The sequence below is a fragment of the Collimonas sp. OK242 genome, from assembly GCF_900107095.1.
In the GTDB taxonomy this organism is placed as follows: domain Bacteria; phylum Pseudomonadota; class Gammaproteobacteria; order Burkholderiales; family Burkholderiaceae_D; genus Collimonas.
Genome location: NZ_FNOR01000003.1, coordinates 176,405 through 191,939, shown reverse-complemented (window position 1 = coordinate 191,939; position 15,535 = coordinate 176,405). Strand labels below are relative to the sequence as shown.

Here is a 15,535-nt window from a genome sequence, read left to right as displayed (position 1 = left end):
TCTTGGGCTCAGGCGGCGCTTGCTTGCTGGATAAAGGCAGGCGGCGGCGGCGTACCCGCGGATACGGTCAGTATTTCGTAACCGGTTTCGGTAACCAGCACGGTATGTTCCCATTGTGCCGACAGGCTGCGATCCTTGGTCTTGATGGTCCAGCCGTCGCCCATTTCGCGAATGTCGCGGCGGCCGGCGTTGATCATCGGCTCGACCGTGAAAATCATGCCGGCCTCAAGTCGTTCCAGCGTGCCGGGGCGGCCATAATGCAATACCTGCGGCTCTTCGTGGAATACCTTGCCGATGCCGTGGCCGCAAAATTCGCGGACTACGCTGTAGCCGGCTTTTTCAGCGTGCTGCTGAATCACATGGCCGATATCGCCCAGATGCGCGCCCGGTTTGATCTTGGCAATGCCCAGCCACATGCACTCATAGGTGATGTCGCCCAGGCGTTTGGCCATGATCGACGGTTCGCCGACATAAAACATGCGGCTGGTGTCGCCGTGATAGCCGTTCTTGATCACGGTGATGTCGAGATTCACGACATCGCCGCTTTTCAGCACCTTGTCGCCCGGGATGCCGTGGCAGATGACGTCATTGACCGAGGTGCAGATGGCTTTCGGATAAGGCGTATAGCCGGGCGGGCAATAATTCAGCGGAGCAGGGATGGTGTCTTGCACATTCGTCATGTATTCGTGGCACAGGCGATCCAGCTCGCCGGTGGTGACGCCGGCTTTGACAAAGGGCGTGATGTAATCGAGCACTTCCGAAGCAAGCCTGCCGGCAACGCGCATGCCGGCAATATCTTCGGCGGTTTTGATGGAGATAGAGGTCATAAGATAGGAAAATCGAGAAAAATCGGTGGATTCTTTAGCAAAAGGCGCGGCAAAAGCTGCAAAAGCGCCTGGATTCAGTCAGGAGACGATTATAAACGACGCCAACCAGATGCGCTTAAAGATATGCCTCGCGGTGCTTGAAGAAGTCGGGGGTTTTGCGGTACAATCTTGGGTTAGCTCGAATAGTTATTGGGCTATACCTTGTTTGTTTCGTGTTTGAAACTGGTTTTAAAAGCGCGAATCCGCTCGAAAAGGGTGCTGTTTTTGTCTGGCAAGTCTAGGGCAACTGCGGTGACTGAGCGGGTTCCAGACCTAACCCTGGAGAAAATTATGTCGTCAGTAACAATGCGTGAAATGCTGGAAGCCGGTGTCCATTTCGGTCACCAAACTCGTTTCTGGAACCCAAAGATGGCGCCGTTCATCTTCGGTCACCGCAACAAAATTCATATCGTCAACCTGGAAAAGACCCTTGGCATGTACCAAGAGGCGATGAAGTACATCCGCCAATTGTCATCCAACCGCGGCAACATCCTGTTTGTCGGCACCAAGCGCCAGGCGCGCGAAATCGTTGCTGCCGAAGCAGCGCGTTCGGGTTCGCCTTTCGTTGACCAGCGCTGGCTGGGCGGCATGCTGACCAACTTCAAGACCATCAAGACATCGATCAAGCGCCTGAAAGAAATGGAAGCTTCGATTGAAGACGGTTCGGTTGAGAAGCTGAGCAAAAAAGAAGGCCTGATGTTCCAGCGTGAGCTGGTCAAGCTGCAAAAAGCTATCGGCGGCATCAAGGACATGGGCGGCATTCCTGACGCAATTTTCGTGATCGACGTCGGCTACCACAAGGGCGCAATCACTGAAGCTGCCAAGCTGGGCATCCCGGTTATCGGCGTGGTTGATACCAACCACTCGCCAGACGGCGTGACTTACGTTATCCCTGGTAACGATGACTCGTCCAAGGCAATCGCCCTGTACGCTCGCGGTGTTGCCGATGCGATCCTGGAAGGTCGTGCCAATGCAGTCAACGACGTGGTCGAAGCTATCAAAGGCGCGGCGGGCGACGAATTCGTTGAAGTTAACGATCAGGCTTAATCCCTGAATCTGAGGTCTTATGCTTCAGAATAAAAAGGGGCCGTAGTTGCCCCTTTTTTTGTATCACTTGCTTATTTTTTACCCGAATATATTTTGAATGATGATGCTGGAAAAACTGATGATCGGGCGCACTGCACAGCGGTGGCCGTTCGGCAGATCAGCAAAAACAGCATCAACTGAGCTAGGAGAATAGTATGGCGGCAATTACAGCAGCACTGGTAGGCGAACTGCGCGCAAAGACTGATGCGCCTATGATGGAATGCAAAAAAGCGTTGACCGAAGCTGGCGGCGACATGGACAAGGCGGAAGAAATCCTGCGCGTCAAACTGGGTGGCAAGGCTTCCAAGGCTGCTTCCCGTGTCACAGCTGAAGGCGTAGTCGCAGCTTATATCGCCGGCGGCGTTGGCGCCCTGGTGGAAGTTAACTGCGAAACCGACTTCGTCACCAAGAACGACGATTTCCTGGGCCTGGCAAATGCTTGCGCCAAGCTGGTCGCAGAAAACAATCCGGCTGACGTGGCTGCCTTGTCGGCTCTGCCACTCGACGGCAGCACTGTTGAGGCAACTCGCGCTGCCCTGATCGGCCGTATCGGCGAAAACATGTCGATTCGTCGTTTCACACGCTTTGATACTGCCGCCAAGCTGGTTTCGTACCTGCACGGCACACGTATCGGCGTGATGGTTGAATTCGACGGCGCTGACGAACAAGTCGGTAAAGACGTGGCCATGCACATCGCTGCGATGAAGCCGGTCTCGCTGTCGTCGGACCAGGTGCCAGCTGAGCTGATCGAAAAAGAGCGTTCGGTAGCAACCTTGAAGGCGGCTGAATCCGGCAAGCCGGCCGACATCGCGGCCAAGATGATTGACGGTTCGATACAGAAATTCCTGAAGGAAGTTTCCCTGCTGAACCAGACTTTCGTCAAGAACGACAAGCAAACTGTTGAACAAATGCTGAAGGCAGCTAACGCCAGCGTTAAATCGTTCACCATGTTTGTGGTCGGTGAAGGCATCGAGAAGAAACAAGATGACTTCGCTGCGGAAGTTGCAGCGACGGTTGCTGCGGCCAAGCAGGCGTAAGCAAGAATACGGGCCGAAAGGCCCGTTTTTTTGGCTCTGAGGAATTTTCTTCCCAAGCCGAAGACTAAGGAATGCCTTGCTGAATCCCGCCCCATATCCAGGGGTGGGGAAAGTCGCAGGAATCGGCGCTGATTGTTCTAAATCGCGCTGATAGTGGATTTTGCTGCGGTTTGGCCTGACAATGGCGCTGCAGTCCAGGCATTGACCAATACAAATGTGAATCAATCGGAAAGCCACAAGGGGCCCAGACCATGACAAAACCAGCTTATAAGCGTGTTCTCCTGAAACTCTCCGGTGAGGCCCTGATGGGCGATGACGCCTATGGCATCAATCGTGCGACGATCGATCGCATGGTTGCCGATGTCGCCGAAGTGGCCGAGTTAGGCGTTGAACTGGCGATCGTGATCGGCGGCGGTAATATTTTCCGCGGCGTAGCGCCGGGCGCCCAGGGTATGGATCGCGCCACCGCCGACTATATGGGCATGCTGGCAACAGTAATGAATTCGCTGGCATTGGCAGACGCCATGCGGCAAAAAGGCCTCACGGCCCGTGTCATGTCGGCAATCAGTATCGAACAGGTAGTCGAGCCTTATGTGCGGCCTAAAGCCCTGCAATATCTGGAAGAAGGGAAAATTGTCATCTTTGCAGCGGGTACCGGTAATCCGTTTTTTACCACCGATACTGCAGCGGCGCTGCGCGGTTCGGAAATCGGCGCGGAAATCGTCCTGAAGGCGACCAAGGTTGACGGCGTCTATAGCGCGGATCCAAATAAAGATCCGGCGGCAACGCGCTATTCGCACATCACTTTCGATGAGGCGATCACCAAGCATCTGCAAGTCATGGATGCCACCGCGTTTGCCCTGTGCCGTGACCAGAAACTGCCGATCAAGGTATTCTCCATCGTCAAGCCGGGCGCGCTGAGGCGGGTCATCATTGGTGAGGATGAAGGTACTTTGGTGCACGTTTAAATTATTTGTGTAATTTGCAATGTTTGCGTAAATAAGTTACGCAAATAAATTGCGCAAATGAGTTACACAAATACGTAATTAATTTTTAAAGTTTTCGTTTTAAAGTTTTCGAATAGGAGAGCAGCATGAGCATTGCTGAAGTTAAAAAGAATACTGAACTGAGAATGCAAAAGTCGCTTGAGACTTTGCGTGCCGATCTGGCGAAAGTACGTACCGGTCGCGCCCACACCGGGATTCTCGATCACATCATGGTGGAATACTACGGCAGCCCGACCAATCTGAGCCAGGTTGCCAATGTGACGCTGATCGATGCGCGCACCATTGGCGTGCAGCCATTTGAAAAGAAAATGATCGCAGTGGTCGAGAAGGCCATCCGTGAATCCGATCTGGGCCTTAACCCATCCACCCAAGGCGAGATGATACGGGTGCCGACGCCGCCGCTGACAGAAGAACGCCGCAAGGAAATGGTGAAATTGGTCAAGGGTGAAGCGGAAGATGCAAAAATTGCAATTCGCAATATCCGGCGCGATGCCAACGAAGGCTTGAAGAAGCTGGTCAAGGATAAGGAATGTTCGGAAGACGACGAGCGTCGTGCACAGGACGAAATCCAGAAACTGACGGACAAGGCCGTGGCTGAAATTGACAAGCAAGTGATCGATAAAGAAAAAGAGATCCTGACGGTGTAGTTAGCGCCGGTCTGCCGGTCTCCACGCCGGTCTCCATTTTTCTTATTTCATTATTTATGGCCCATACAAGTTCCACGCAAGCGCTGCCAGCCAGCCCGACAGTGCCACGGCACGTTGCCATTATCATGGACGGCAACGGCCGCTGGGCGACCAGTCGCTTTTTGCCGCGCGTTGCCGGTCACGGCAAGGGCGTAGAGGCAGTGCGCGCGGTGGTCGAAGCTTGTGCCGTGCGCGGCGTCGAATACCTGACGCTGTTCGCTTTCAGTTCTGAAAACTGGCGCCGGCCCGCCGATGAAGTGTCGCTGCTGATGCGTTTGTTCATGGTGGCGCTGGAGCGCGAAGTCGGCAAGATGCACGCCAACGGCATTCGCCTGAAAGTAGTCGGCGATTTAAGCCGTTTCGATGCCAAGCTGCAGGAAATGATCGACAACGCCGAACGTAAAACCGCCGGCAACACCGCAATGACTGTCACCGTCTGCGCCAACTACGGCGGCCGTTGGGATGTGATGCAGGCGGTCAAAAAAATGCTGGCGGCGCGCCGCGCAGCAGGCGCTGCCGCCAGTGCAGGGCAGGATACCGGGGAATTTTCCGAGGAAGAGCTGGCGCAGCATCTGGCCATGGCCTATGCACCGGAGCCGGATCTGTTTATCCGTACCGGCGGCGAGCAGCGTATTTCCAATTTCCTGCTGTGGCAGCTGGCGTATAGCGAGCTATATTTTACCGATACCTATTGGCCGGATTTCGGCGCCGACGAGCTGGACCAGGCAATTGCCTCTTATCAGCAACGGGAGCGTCGCTTCGGGCGCACCAGCGCGCAATTGCTGGAACAGGCTTCCTGATGTTGCGTACGCGTGTCATCACGGCCTTGCTCTTGCTGGCAGTTTTGCTGCCGATTTTGTACTTCAATTATTTCCCGGCATTCGCCGTCGTCTCGACGCTCTTTTTTGCAGCGGCGATCTGGGAAAGCGCCAGGATCTTTGGCGCTTCCGGCCAAGCGGCTCGCGCCTGGGGACTGGCTGGCGGGCTCCTGTTCACGGCTATCATGGTCTACGGCAGCGGCCCCAACATTCGTTTATTGTTTGTACTGTGCGTGGCAATCTGGTGCTTGCGCTTTGTGCCGTCACTTGGGCTGGGCCTGCCGCCCCTGGCCAGCCTGGGCAACCGGCTGGTTGCGGGTAGTTACGCCATCGCGATTTTCGGCTGTTTCCTGGCGATTGTGGTGCTGTTTCATCACTCTCCCATGTATTTATTGTCGGTCCTGGTAATTGTCTGGGTGGCTGATATCGGCGCCTATTTCTCCGGCAAAGCCTTCGGCCGCCATAAACTGGCGCCTTCCATTTCTCCCGGCAAGTCCTGGGAAGGGGCGCTCGGCGGCTGGATTCTGGTGTTGCTCATGGCGTTCGGATTCAGCCTGGCGCCGGCGCTGGCCGAAACTTTTCCGATGCGTTTGCTGGCAGCCTGGGGCTGGGCCGGATTGCTGGCGGCGATGACCGTGCTGGTGGCTGCCAGTGTGGCCGGCGATTTATTCGAATCGCTGCTGAAGCGGCGGGCCGGCATCAAGGACAGCAGCAATCTGTTGCCTGGCCACGGCGGCGTGCTGGATCGCGTCGATGCACTGATCCCGGTGCTGCCGTTGGCCGCGTTATTGAGTTTTTGGTTTTAGGTCGGTATGCAAAATATTACTATTCTCGGCTCCACCGGATCGATCGGCATGTCGACGCTGGACGTGCTCGCGCGTCATCCCGAACGCTATTCGGTGTATGCCCTGACTGCACACAGCCGGGTTGAGCAGCTGGCGGAGCAGTGCCTGCAGTTCAAACCGCAGGTGGCGGTGGTCGGCAGCGCGGCGGCGGCCCAGCAGCTGAGCGCCTTGCTGCGCACAAAAGCTCCTGCGATCGAAGTGCTGTATGGCGCCGCCGCGTTATGCCAGGTTGCCAGCGCCGCGGCTTGTCATTCTGTGATGGCCGCTATTGTCGGCGCTGCAGGCCTGGCGCCGACCTTGGCTGCTGCCCGGGCCGGGAAAAAAATCCTGTTGGCAAACAAGGAAGCCTTGGTCATGTCCGGCCAGTTGTTCATCGATGCGGTGACGCAGAGCGGCGCCTTGCTGTTGCCTATCGATAGTGAACACAATGCGATATTCCAGTGTCTGCCGCATGGCTATCAGCGCCAGCCGGCGGCACTTGGCGTCGAGAAAATCCTGCTGACCGCATCCGGCGGCCCGTTTTTGAACCGGGCAGTGGCGACCCTGGGATCAGTCACGCCGGCAGAAGCGATTGCTCATCCGAACTGGGTCATGGGGCGCAAGATTTCAGTCGATTCGGCCACCATGATGAACAAGGGCCTGGAAGTCATCGAAGCGCATTGGCTGTTCGGCGCCACCGCCAGCCAGATCGAGGTGGTGATCCATCCGCAAAGCGTGATTCACTCCATGGTTTCTTATATTGACGGCTCGGTCCTGGCGCAATTGGGCAACCCCGATATGCGCACGCCGATTGCCTATGCGCTGGCCTATCCGGAACGGATGGCGTCCGGCGTCAGTCCGCTCGATCTGACGGTGATCGGGCAGTTACAATTTTCCCGTCCCGACCTGCAGCGTTTTCCTTGCCTGAAACTCGCGTATGATGCATTGCAAGCCGGCGGTTCTGCCGCAACAATATTGAACGCGGCGAATGAAGTAGCTGTCCAAGCTTTTCTGGATGGAAAAATCGGCTTCCGCATGATCGATCAACTGATAGCGCGCACCATGGATGCGGTGCCGCTCTGTGCTGTAAGTGATATTGATTTATTGCTTGAACAGGATCGTCTTGCACGCCAAACGGTACATTCCCTGATTTCCTGATTGCATAGTAATAATGGCCTTCCTGCAAACACTCCTCGCATTTGTTGTCGCACTTGGCTCTCTGGTCATCGTCCATGAGCTGGGCCACTACTGGGTCGCGCGTTTGTGCGGGGTCAAGGTGCTGCGTTTTTCGGTGGGCATGGGAAAGATCGTTTTCTCGCGCCGTTTCGGTCCGGATCAAACCGAGTGGGCCGTTTCCATCCTGCCTTTGGGCGGTTATGTAAAGATGCTCGATGCTCGCGAGCAAGACCTAACCGGCTTGTCGCAGCAAGAACTGAAGCGCGAATTTACCAATCAGTCGGTATGGCGGCGCATGGCGATCGTGGCGGCCGGTCCTTTGGCCAATTTCGCGCTTGCCATTTTGTTATTTGCCGGTTTGTACATGTACGGCGAAATGGAGCCGACGCCAAGAGTACGCGCCGTTGCCGAGCAGACCGCGGCCTATCAGGCCGGTTTGCGCGGCGGCGAATTGATTACCGCCGTGAACGGCGTAGCGATCCAGACCTGGTCCGATCTGCGCTGGAAGGTGTTGCAGGGGGTGATCGACAAGACGCCGGTCAAACTCGACATCCGCAGGTCAAATCCTGGTCCTGCAGGCGGTAATTTGCCGGGCGGCGAACTGCTCGATACGGTCAGTTTGCCGATAGAGGCTATGGCGGCGCAAGATCTTGAAGGCGATTTTCTCGGCAAGCTAGGCATCAAGCTGGCGCGCGCCAAGCCGATTTTGGGCAAAATCATGGCGGATGGCCCTGCCATGAAGGCCGGTTTGCATGAAGGCGACCTGATCACCAGCGTCAATGGCGAGCCGGTTGCCGATGGCGTCGCTTTCATCGATAAGGTGAAGGCATCGCCGGGCAAGGCCCTGAGCCTGACGGGTTTGCGCAACGGCAAAAGCTTCACTCTGAGCGTGACGCCGCAGGCGCAAGCAGACAAAGATGGACAAATCGGCCTGATCAAGGTCGAAATGCCTATGATGCCGGAAATGATCCTGGCCAGCAGCCCGCCGCTGCAAGCGCTTGCCAAGGGCGCAACGAAGACCTGGGATAGCAGTATCTTGACCCTCAAGATGCTGGGTAAAATGGTGGTCGGCGAGGTTTCCTGGAAAAATATCACCGGTCCTATTACCATCGCCGACTACGCCGGCCAGACTGCGCGTATCGGTGCATTCAGCTATCTGAGTTTTATTGCCTTCATCAGTATCAGTCTGGGCGTCATGAATTTGCTGCCCATTCCGGTTCTAGACGGTGGCCATTTGCTGTATTATTCGCTGGAAGTTTTGACTGGACGTCCCATTCCCGAGCGGGTTGGTGCAATTGCACAGCGCGCGGGCATCGGTATTTTGATGACGTTGATGATAGTCGCCATGTTTAACGACATCGTTCGGCTCATATTTTAAGTTCCGCTCTCTTGTCTGACAATCGTGGCAGACAAGGACATTGATAAAAAACGATCGCTAATGAAATTACATTCTGAGCACTTCCCTTTGTCGATTCTTCCCCGTCGTTTGATTGCTGCTGCAGCCTTTGCCGTGTGTTCCGGCCAGGCGCTCGCGGTGCAGCCGTTTGTGGTCAAGGATATCCGCATTGAAGGTATTCAACGTACCGAGGCCGGTACCGTTTTCAGCTATCTGCCGGTGCGCGTCGGTGAAACCTTCACCGACGAAAAGGGTACCGCCGCGATCAAGGCTCTGTATGCAACCGGCTTCTTCAAGGATGTCCGGGTCGAGTCTGAAGGCGACGTGCTGGTGGTCATGGTGGAAGAGCGGCCGTCGATTGCCGGCGTCGAGTTTTCCGGCATCAAGGAATTCGATAAGGACCAGCTGACCAAGGCCCTGAAAGAAATCGGCGTTGGCGAATCGCGCATTTTCGATAAGGCGCAAGTCGATCGCGCCGAGCAGGAATTGAAGAAACAATACCTGTCACGCGGACTGTATGGCATGAAGGTGACCACTACCGTCACGCCTATCGAGCGTAACCGGGTCAATGTGACGTTTGCGGTGGATGAAGGCGAAGTATCGCGCATCAAGGAAATCCGTTTCGTCGGCAACAAGGCATTTTCCGACGGCACCCTGCGCGACCAGATAAAATTGCGTTCGCCAGGCTGGTTTACCTGGTACACCAAGGCCGACCAGTATGCCAAAGAAAAATTGTCGGGCGATATCGAAACCCTGCGTTCGTACTACCTGAACCGCGGTTACATCGAGATGCAGGTGGAGTCGACCCAGGTCTCGATTACGCCGGACAAGAAAGATATCTACATCACCGTCAATATCAATGAAGGTGAGAAATACACGGTTTCGGACATCAAGCTGGAAGGCGAGATGTTTGGCCGCGAGGATGAACTCCGGTCGCTGCTTCTGCTGAAAAAGGGCGACACCTTCAATGGCGAAAAACTCAACAACAGCACCAAGAAGATGTCGGAGCGCCTGGGTAATTTCGGTTACGCATTCGCCAACGTCAACGCCAATCCGGAATTGAACCGCGAAAAGAAGGAAGTGGCGTTTACCATTCTGGTTGACCCCGGCAAGCGCGTGTATGTCCGCCATGTCAACGTGACGGGTAACACCAAGACGCGTGACGAAGTGGTGCGCCGCGAATTCCGTCAGTTTGAAGATTCCTGGTACGACGGCTCGAAGATCAAGCTGTCGCGCGACCGGGTTGACCGCCTGGGCTACTTCAAGGATGTGGCGATTGAAACGCCGGAAGTGCCAAACACTTCCGACCAGGTCGACATCAACATGGCGGTTACTGAAAAGCCGACTGGTAATATCCAGGTCGGCGCCGGCTTCTCACAGACAGATAAGTTGAGCTTGACAGGTTCGATCCAGCAGCAGAATGCTTTCGGCAGCGGCAATACGATTGGTCTCGACGTCAATACCAGCAGCTACTCGCGGGTGATTGCGCTGTCGCAAACCAATCCCTACTTTACCGATGACGGCATCAGCCGTACCTACGACCTCTACTACCGTACCGTGCGTCCATCGCAGTACACGACCGGTGACTACAAGGTGCGGACCATCGGTAGCGATATCAAATTCGGCGTGCCGTTCTCGGAACTGGATACGGTATTCTTTGGCGTCGGCATAGAAAACACCAATGTAAAGGCTGACGCGACCAGTCCTCTGCTGTATCAGCAATATGTCACGGACTTCGGTAACGGACAGTTGATCCCCAGCGGCTTGGGTTATAACGTGCTCGCCAACCCGGCGTCTGCATCGACCAACAGTTTCCCGCTGACGGCGGCCTGGCAGCGCGATAGCCGCGATAGTGCACTGGTGCCGACCACGGGACGTTACCAGCGCGCCTCTCTCGAACTTTCCGCAGTCGGCACCTTGCGCTATTACCGTGCAAGCTATCAGCACCAGTACTTCCAGCCGCTGTTCAGCAACGCTGTGACATTGGCCATGAACGGCGAGATCGATTATGGCCGCGGTATGGGCGGCAAGCCTTACCCGGTGTTCAAGAACTACTATGCCGGCGGTATCGGCACCGTGCGCGGATTTGAGGGTTCGACACTGGGCGTCGGCACTAACCGCGACCAATACGGCGATTCGATGGGCGGCGCCTCGCGGGTATTCGGTAACCTGGAAGCGCAATTCCCGTTCCCTGGTTCCGGCACCGACCGCACCTTGCGCTGGTTCACCTTCCTCGATGGCGGCCAGGTGTATGCCGACAAGGCCCCGATGCAGTTGAGCGAGTTGCGTTATTCTACCGGTATCGGTTTGAGCTGGGTGTCGCCTATCGGTCCTTTGAAGATCAGTTACGGCAAGCCTTTGAACGCGAAGCCGACCGACAAGCAGCAATCGTTCCAATTCCAGTTAGGCACGGGCTTTTAAATCGTCGGGATGCTGCACAATTGCAGATCCCGGCAAGCGTGGCATAATGCACAAGTTGCATCATTTGAATTGCGGAGAATAGTGTTGAAATCTCTAATAAAACCATTTAAGTTGTTGCCATCGGCCGGTTTGCTGGCGATGTGCTTATTGTCGGCGGCACCGGTGCACGCAGACGAGGGTTCGAAAATCGCCTTCGTCAGCAGCGAGCGCATTTTGCGCGAAGCGATTCCAGCCAAGACCGCACAAACCAAGATCGAAGCCGAGTTTTCCAAGCGCGACAAGGATCTGCAAGACCAGGCTACCCGCCTGAAAAACATGGCAGACAAACTCGACAAGGATTCGGCCGTGATTTCGGAATCCGAGCGGATCAAGCGTCAACGCGAGTTGAGCGATCTGGACAAGGATTTTCAACGCAAGCAACGTGAGTTCCGCGAAGATCTGAACCAGCGTCGCAACGAAGAACTGGCGATTGTTCTGGAACGCTCGACCAAGGCGATCAAACAGATTGCTGAAGCCGAGAAATACGATATGGTGTTTCAGGAAGGCGGAGTGTATGTCAGCCCGCGTATCGATATCACCGATAAAGTATTGAAAATCCTCAATAAATAAATTCGTTCTGAATTCAATCCATTCAGTCCATTTAGTTCATTAAGGCCACTATATGACCATTCGGCTAAAGGAACTGGTCGAAAGCTTGGGTGGCCAATTGATCGGTGATGCGGATACCCAGGTATCCGGCATCGCGCCGTTAAGCGACGCCAGCGCATCACAGATCACCTTCCTGTCCAATCCCAAGTTTCGCCCCCAGGTGTCGCAAACGCAGGCGGCAGCTATCATTTTGTCTGCGGCGGATGACGCCGTGGTCGGCGCCGGCTTTCACGGCGCACGGATTGTCGCCGCCAATCCCTATGCGTATTTTGCGCGGGCGGCGCAGTTGTTTGCCGCAAGAAATGCGCTTCCTGTCACTCCCGGCATTCATCCCGCAGCCCATGTCGATCCTGCCGCCGAAATTGCAGCGACCGCCCATATCGGCGCCAATGCGGTAATCGGTGCAGGCGCCTCGATAGGCGAAAGTGTCCGGATAGGCGCCGGGTGCGTGATCGGCCGCGATGTCAGCATTGCTGCAGAAAGTTATCTGCATGCCAATGTCACCATTTATGATGCTTGTCAGATTGGCCGGCGCGCCGTCATTCACTCGGGCGTAGTGATTGGCGCCGACGGCTTCGGTTTTGCCAATGACGGCGGAACCTGGGTCAAAATTCCTCAGACCGGCCGGGTGCTGATCGGCGACGACGTCGAAATCGGCGCCAATACCACCATCGACCGTGGCGCTTTGGCCGATACAGTGATTGAAGAGGGCGTCAAGCTGGACAATCAGATCCAGATCGCCCATAACTGCCATATCGGCGCGCATACTGCGATTGCGGCGTGCGCCGGCATTGCCGGCAGCGCCAGGATCGGCAAATATTGCTCGATAGGCGGGGCTGCCATGATCCATGGCCACATTACCATCGTCGATCATGTGCATGTGTCAGCGGGTACGCTGGCGTTGCGCTCGATCTCCGAACCGGGCCAATACACCGGTTTTTATCCGATTGCCAAACATGGCGATTGGGAAAAATCTGCCGCTTTGGTGCGCAACCTGAATACAATGCGTGAGAAAATCCGGTCTCTGGAAAAATCCGTCAAACAATTGTCGCAACAGCTTACCCAAAAAGATAATGAATAGTCCAAACCAAACGCTAGATATCAATCAGATCAAAACCTACCTGCCGCATCGTTATCCGCTGTTGCTGGTTGATCGCGTATTGAATTGGGAAAGTGGCAAGTCGATCACCGCGATCAAGAATGTCACTATCAATGAAGAATTTTTCAACGGCCATTTCCCCAACAAACCGGTGATGCCCGGCGTCCTGACCATCGAGGCGTTGGCGCAAACCGCCGCTTTGCTGTCGTTTCTGACTGAAGGCCGCAAGCCGGATGAAAATACCGTGGTGTATTTCCTCGGCATCGACAAAGCCCGTTTCCGCCGCCCGGTTGAACCTGGCGACCAGATCAAGCTGCAGGTCGAGATCGTGCGCGTAGTACGCGGCATCTGGAAATACAAGGCGGTCGCCAGCGTCGACGGCGAAATGGCGGTGGAAGCCGAATTCATGTGCACCATGCGTAGTGCTGTCAGCCCTGGCGCAGCACCGTCTGTCGTGGATGCCGCCCCGTCAGCGTGATCCGATGACGCGCATTCATCCTACCGCCGTCATCGATCCTAAGGCGGCCCTCGACAGTTCCGTGGAAGTCGGCGCTTATGCAGTGATCGGCCCGCATGTCGCCATCGGCGCCGGCAGCAAGATCGGTCCGCACGCCGTGATCGAAGGCCACACCACGATCGGACGCGATAATGCGATTTTCCAGTTCGGTTCGATTGGCGCCGCTCCGCAAGACAAGAAATATGCGGGCGAACCAACCCGGCTAGAGATTGGCGACCGCAATACCATCCGCGAGTTTGTCACTCTCAATCTTGGCACCGTGCAGGATGGCGGCGTCACCCGCATCGGCGACGATAACTGGGTGATGGCCTACGTCCACGTGGCGCATGATTGCCAAATCGGCAGCAACACCACCATCGCCAATAACGCAACGCTGGCCGGTCATGTCCATATAGGCGACTGGGTGCTGCTGGGCGGCTTTACCACCGTGCACCAGTTTTGCCGTATCGGCGCCCACGCGATGACGGCATTCACCGCCGCGGTCAGCCAGGATGTTCCACCGTTCGTGACTGCCGCCGGCAACCGTGCCGAACCCGCAGGGATCAATAGCGAAGGCCTCCGGCGCCGTGGTTACAGCAGCGAGCAGATCATGGCGATCAAGCGTGCTTACCGGATCATTTATCGTTCCGGGCTGGCGCTGGAAGACGCCATGGCCGCGTTGGCGCTGGAAGAACTGAAAACACCTGAATCTGCAGCCCATCTGAAGCTGATGCGCGATTTCATCGCATCGTCGACGCGTGGCATCATCCGCTGACATGGCGGACACTGATTCCAATATAGCAATTGCCATGGTGGCCGGAGAAAGCTCCGGCGACCTGCTGGCCAGCCGCCTGCTGTCCGGCTTGCGGCCGCAGCTGCCGGATGCGCGCATGTACGGCATCGGCGGCGCCAAGATGGCTGAGTACGGTTTTGTCAGCGGCTGGCCGATGGAAAAATTGTCGGTCCACGGCTTCTTCGAAGCGCTTGCCCACTATCGCGAGATCAAAGGCATCCAGATTGCGCTGCGTGATCGGCTGCTGGCTGACAAGCCGAGTGTGTTTATCGGCGTCGACGCTCCTGATTTCAATTTCGGCCTGGAAGCGCAGTTGCGCGAGGCCGGGATTCCGACCGTCCATTTTATCGGGCCGTCAATCTGGGCCTGGCGCGGCGGCCGTATCAAGAAGATCGCGCGCGCGGCATCGCACATGCTGGTCATCTTCCCGTTTGAAGAAGAAATCTATCGCAAAGCCGGGATTCCGGTGACTTATGTCGGCCATCCGCTGGCGCAAGTGATCCCGATGGTGCCGGATGTCGCCGCGGCGCGTAGCACGCTTGGTTTGCCTGCTACCGGCAGGGTGGTGGCGATCTTGCCCGGCAGCCGCATGGGTGAACTGAAGCACAACACGATCGCCTTTGTGCAAGCGGCAAAGATATTGGCGCAGCGCGATCCCGGCATGCGTTTCGTGGCGCCGATGGCAGGCGAGAAACAGAGCAAGTTCTTTAGCGAGCTGGTGAGCCAGGCCGGTTTGCAGGATCTGCCGATCCAGCTGCTGAACGGCCAGTCGCACACCGCCATGGCGGCCGCCGATGGCGTACTGGTTGCCTCCGGCACCGCATCGCTGGAAGTCGCGCTGTACAAGAAACCGATGGTGATCGCCTACAAGATGATGCGCGCCAGCTGGGAAATCATGCGCCACATGAGTTACCAGCCGTGGATAGGCTTGCCGAATATCCTGGCGCGTGAATTCCTGGTGCCGGAGCTGTTACAGCACAATGCAACACCGCAAGCGCTGGCGGATGCGCTCTGGACGCAACTGGAAGATCCCGTCCGCCAGGCTATGCTGCGGCAGCGCTTTACCGAGATGCACCATGCTTTGCTGCGCGACACCGCCGGCGAAAGCGCGCAAGCGGTATTGCAAGTCATCGAACAACATCGCTCACAACATCAGCGCTGATTGCCAGCTTATCGTGCCTC

Annotated in this window: 15 protein-coding genes; 14 read left to right on the top strand and 1 reads right to left on the bottom strand. The window is 56.2% G+C overall.

Features of this window, described 5'->3' with window-relative positions; genetic code table 11:
- Positions 1–8: 8 nt before the first annotated feature.
- Positions 9–827, bottom strand: coding sequence for a type I methionyl aminopeptidase (gene map, locus BLV81_RS04025; protein WP_092352664.1), 819 nt, complete (start codon positions 825–827; stop codon positions 9–11).
- A 330-nt stretch (positions 828–1,157) separates the two neighbouring features.
- On the opposite strand from map, the gene rpsB reads away from it, so the two are divergent.
- The 14 genes from rpsB (at position 1,158) to lpxB (ending at position 15,515) form a co-directional block, all read left to right on the top strand.
- Entirely contained in the window at positions 1,158–1,913 is a 756-nt protein-coding gene (gene rpsB / locus BLV81_RS04020) for a 30S ribosomal protein S2 (RefSeq protein WP_092352662.1), read from the top strand.
- A gap of 194 nt (positions 1,914–2,107) precedes the next feature.
- On the top strand, positions 2,108–2,989 hold the full coding sequence (gene tsf / locus BLV81_RS04015) for a translation elongation factor Ts (RefSeq protein ID WP_092352660.1): 882 nt from the start codon (positions 2,108–2,110) through the stop codon (positions 2,987–2,989).
- A 251-nt stretch (positions 2,990–3,240) separates the two neighbouring features.
- Positions 3,241–3,957, top strand: a complete 717-nt coding sequence (pyrH, locus tag BLV81_RS04010) for a UMP kinase (RefSeq protein WP_092352658.1) — start codon at positions 3,241–3,243, stop codon at positions 3,955–3,957.
- A 125-nt stretch (positions 3,958–4,082) separates the two neighbouring features.
- On the top strand, positions 4,083–4,643 hold the full coding sequence (frr, locus tag BLV81_RS04005) for a ribosome recycling factor (RefSeq protein ID WP_092352656.1): 561 nt from the start codon (positions 4,083–4,085) through the stop codon (positions 4,641–4,643).
- A 56-nt stretch (positions 4,644–4,699) separates the two neighbouring features.
- On the top strand, positions 4,700–5,482 hold the full coding sequence (gene uppS, locus BLV81_RS04000) for a polyprenyl diphosphate synthase (RefSeq protein ID WP_092352654.1): 783 nt from the start codon (positions 4,700–4,702) through the stop codon (positions 5,480–5,482).
- A complete protein-coding gene (locus BLV81_RS03995) occupies positions 5,482–6,306 on the top strand; it encodes a phosphatidate cytidylyltransferase (protein WP_092352652.1) in 825 nt (274 codons plus the stop codon). The genes uppS and BLV81_RS03995 overlap by 1 nt, the downstream gene beginning before the upstream one ends.
- A gap of 6 nt (positions 6,307–6,312) precedes the next feature.
- Positions 6,313–7,482: a 1-deoxy-D-xylulose-5-phosphate reductoisomerase gene (gene ispC, locus BLV81_RS03990; RefSeq protein ID WP_092352650.1), complete on the top strand. Its 1,170-nt coding sequence runs from the start codon at positions 6,313–6,315 to the stop codon at positions 7,480–7,482.
- A 13-nt stretch (positions 7,483–7,495) separates the two neighbouring features.
- Positions 7,496–8,878: an RIP metalloprotease RseP gene (gene rseP / locus BLV81_RS03985; protein ID WP_092352648.1), complete on the top strand. Its 1,383-nt coding sequence runs from the start codon at positions 7,496–7,498 to the stop codon at positions 8,876–8,878.
- Positions 8,879–8,938: 60 nt separating this feature from the next.
- Complete coding sequence (bamA, locus tag BLV81_RS03980; protein WP_092352646.1) at positions 8,939–11,317, top strand: outer membrane protein assembly factor BamA; 2,379 nt, start codon at positions 8,939–8,941, stop codon at positions 11,315–11,317.
- A gap of 138 nt (positions 11,318–11,455) precedes the next feature.
- Positions 11,456–11,926, top strand: a complete 471-nt coding sequence (locus BLV81_RS03975; protein ID WP_092352903.1) for an OmpH/Skp family outer membrane protein — start codon at positions 11,456–11,458, stop codon at positions 11,924–11,926.
- Positions 11,927–11,978: 52 nt separating this feature from the next.
- Positions 11,979–13,046, top strand: a complete 1,068-nt coding sequence (gene lpxD, locus BLV81_RS03970) for a UDP-3-O-(3-hydroxymyristoyl)glucosamine N-acyltransferase (protein ID WP_092352644.1) — start codon at positions 11,979–11,981, stop codon at positions 13,044–13,046.
- Complete coding sequence (gene fabZ / locus BLV81_RS03965) at positions 13,039–13,542, top strand: 3-hydroxyacyl-ACP dehydratase FabZ (RefSeq protein WP_092352642.1); 504 nt, start codon at positions 13,039–13,041, stop codon at positions 13,540–13,542. Before lpxD ends, fabZ begins: the two co-directional genes overlap by 8 nt.
- Positions 13,543–13,546: 4 nt before the next feature.
- Complete coding sequence (gene lpxA / locus BLV81_RS03960) at positions 13,547–14,335, top strand: acyl-ACP--UDP-N-acetylglucosamine O-acyltransferase (RefSeq protein WP_092352901.1); 789 nt, start codon at positions 13,547–13,549, stop codon at positions 14,333–14,335.
- 1 nt (position 14,336) lies between these two features.
- Positions 14,337–15,515 carry a lipid-A-disaccharide synthase gene (gene lpxB, locus BLV81_RS03955; RefSeq protein ID WP_092352640.1) on the top strand — a complete coding sequence of 393 codons (1,179 nt, stop codon included), beginning with the start codon at positions 14,337–14,339 and terminating at the stop codon, positions 15,513–15,515.
- Positions 15,516–15,535 lie beyond the last annotated feature (20 nt).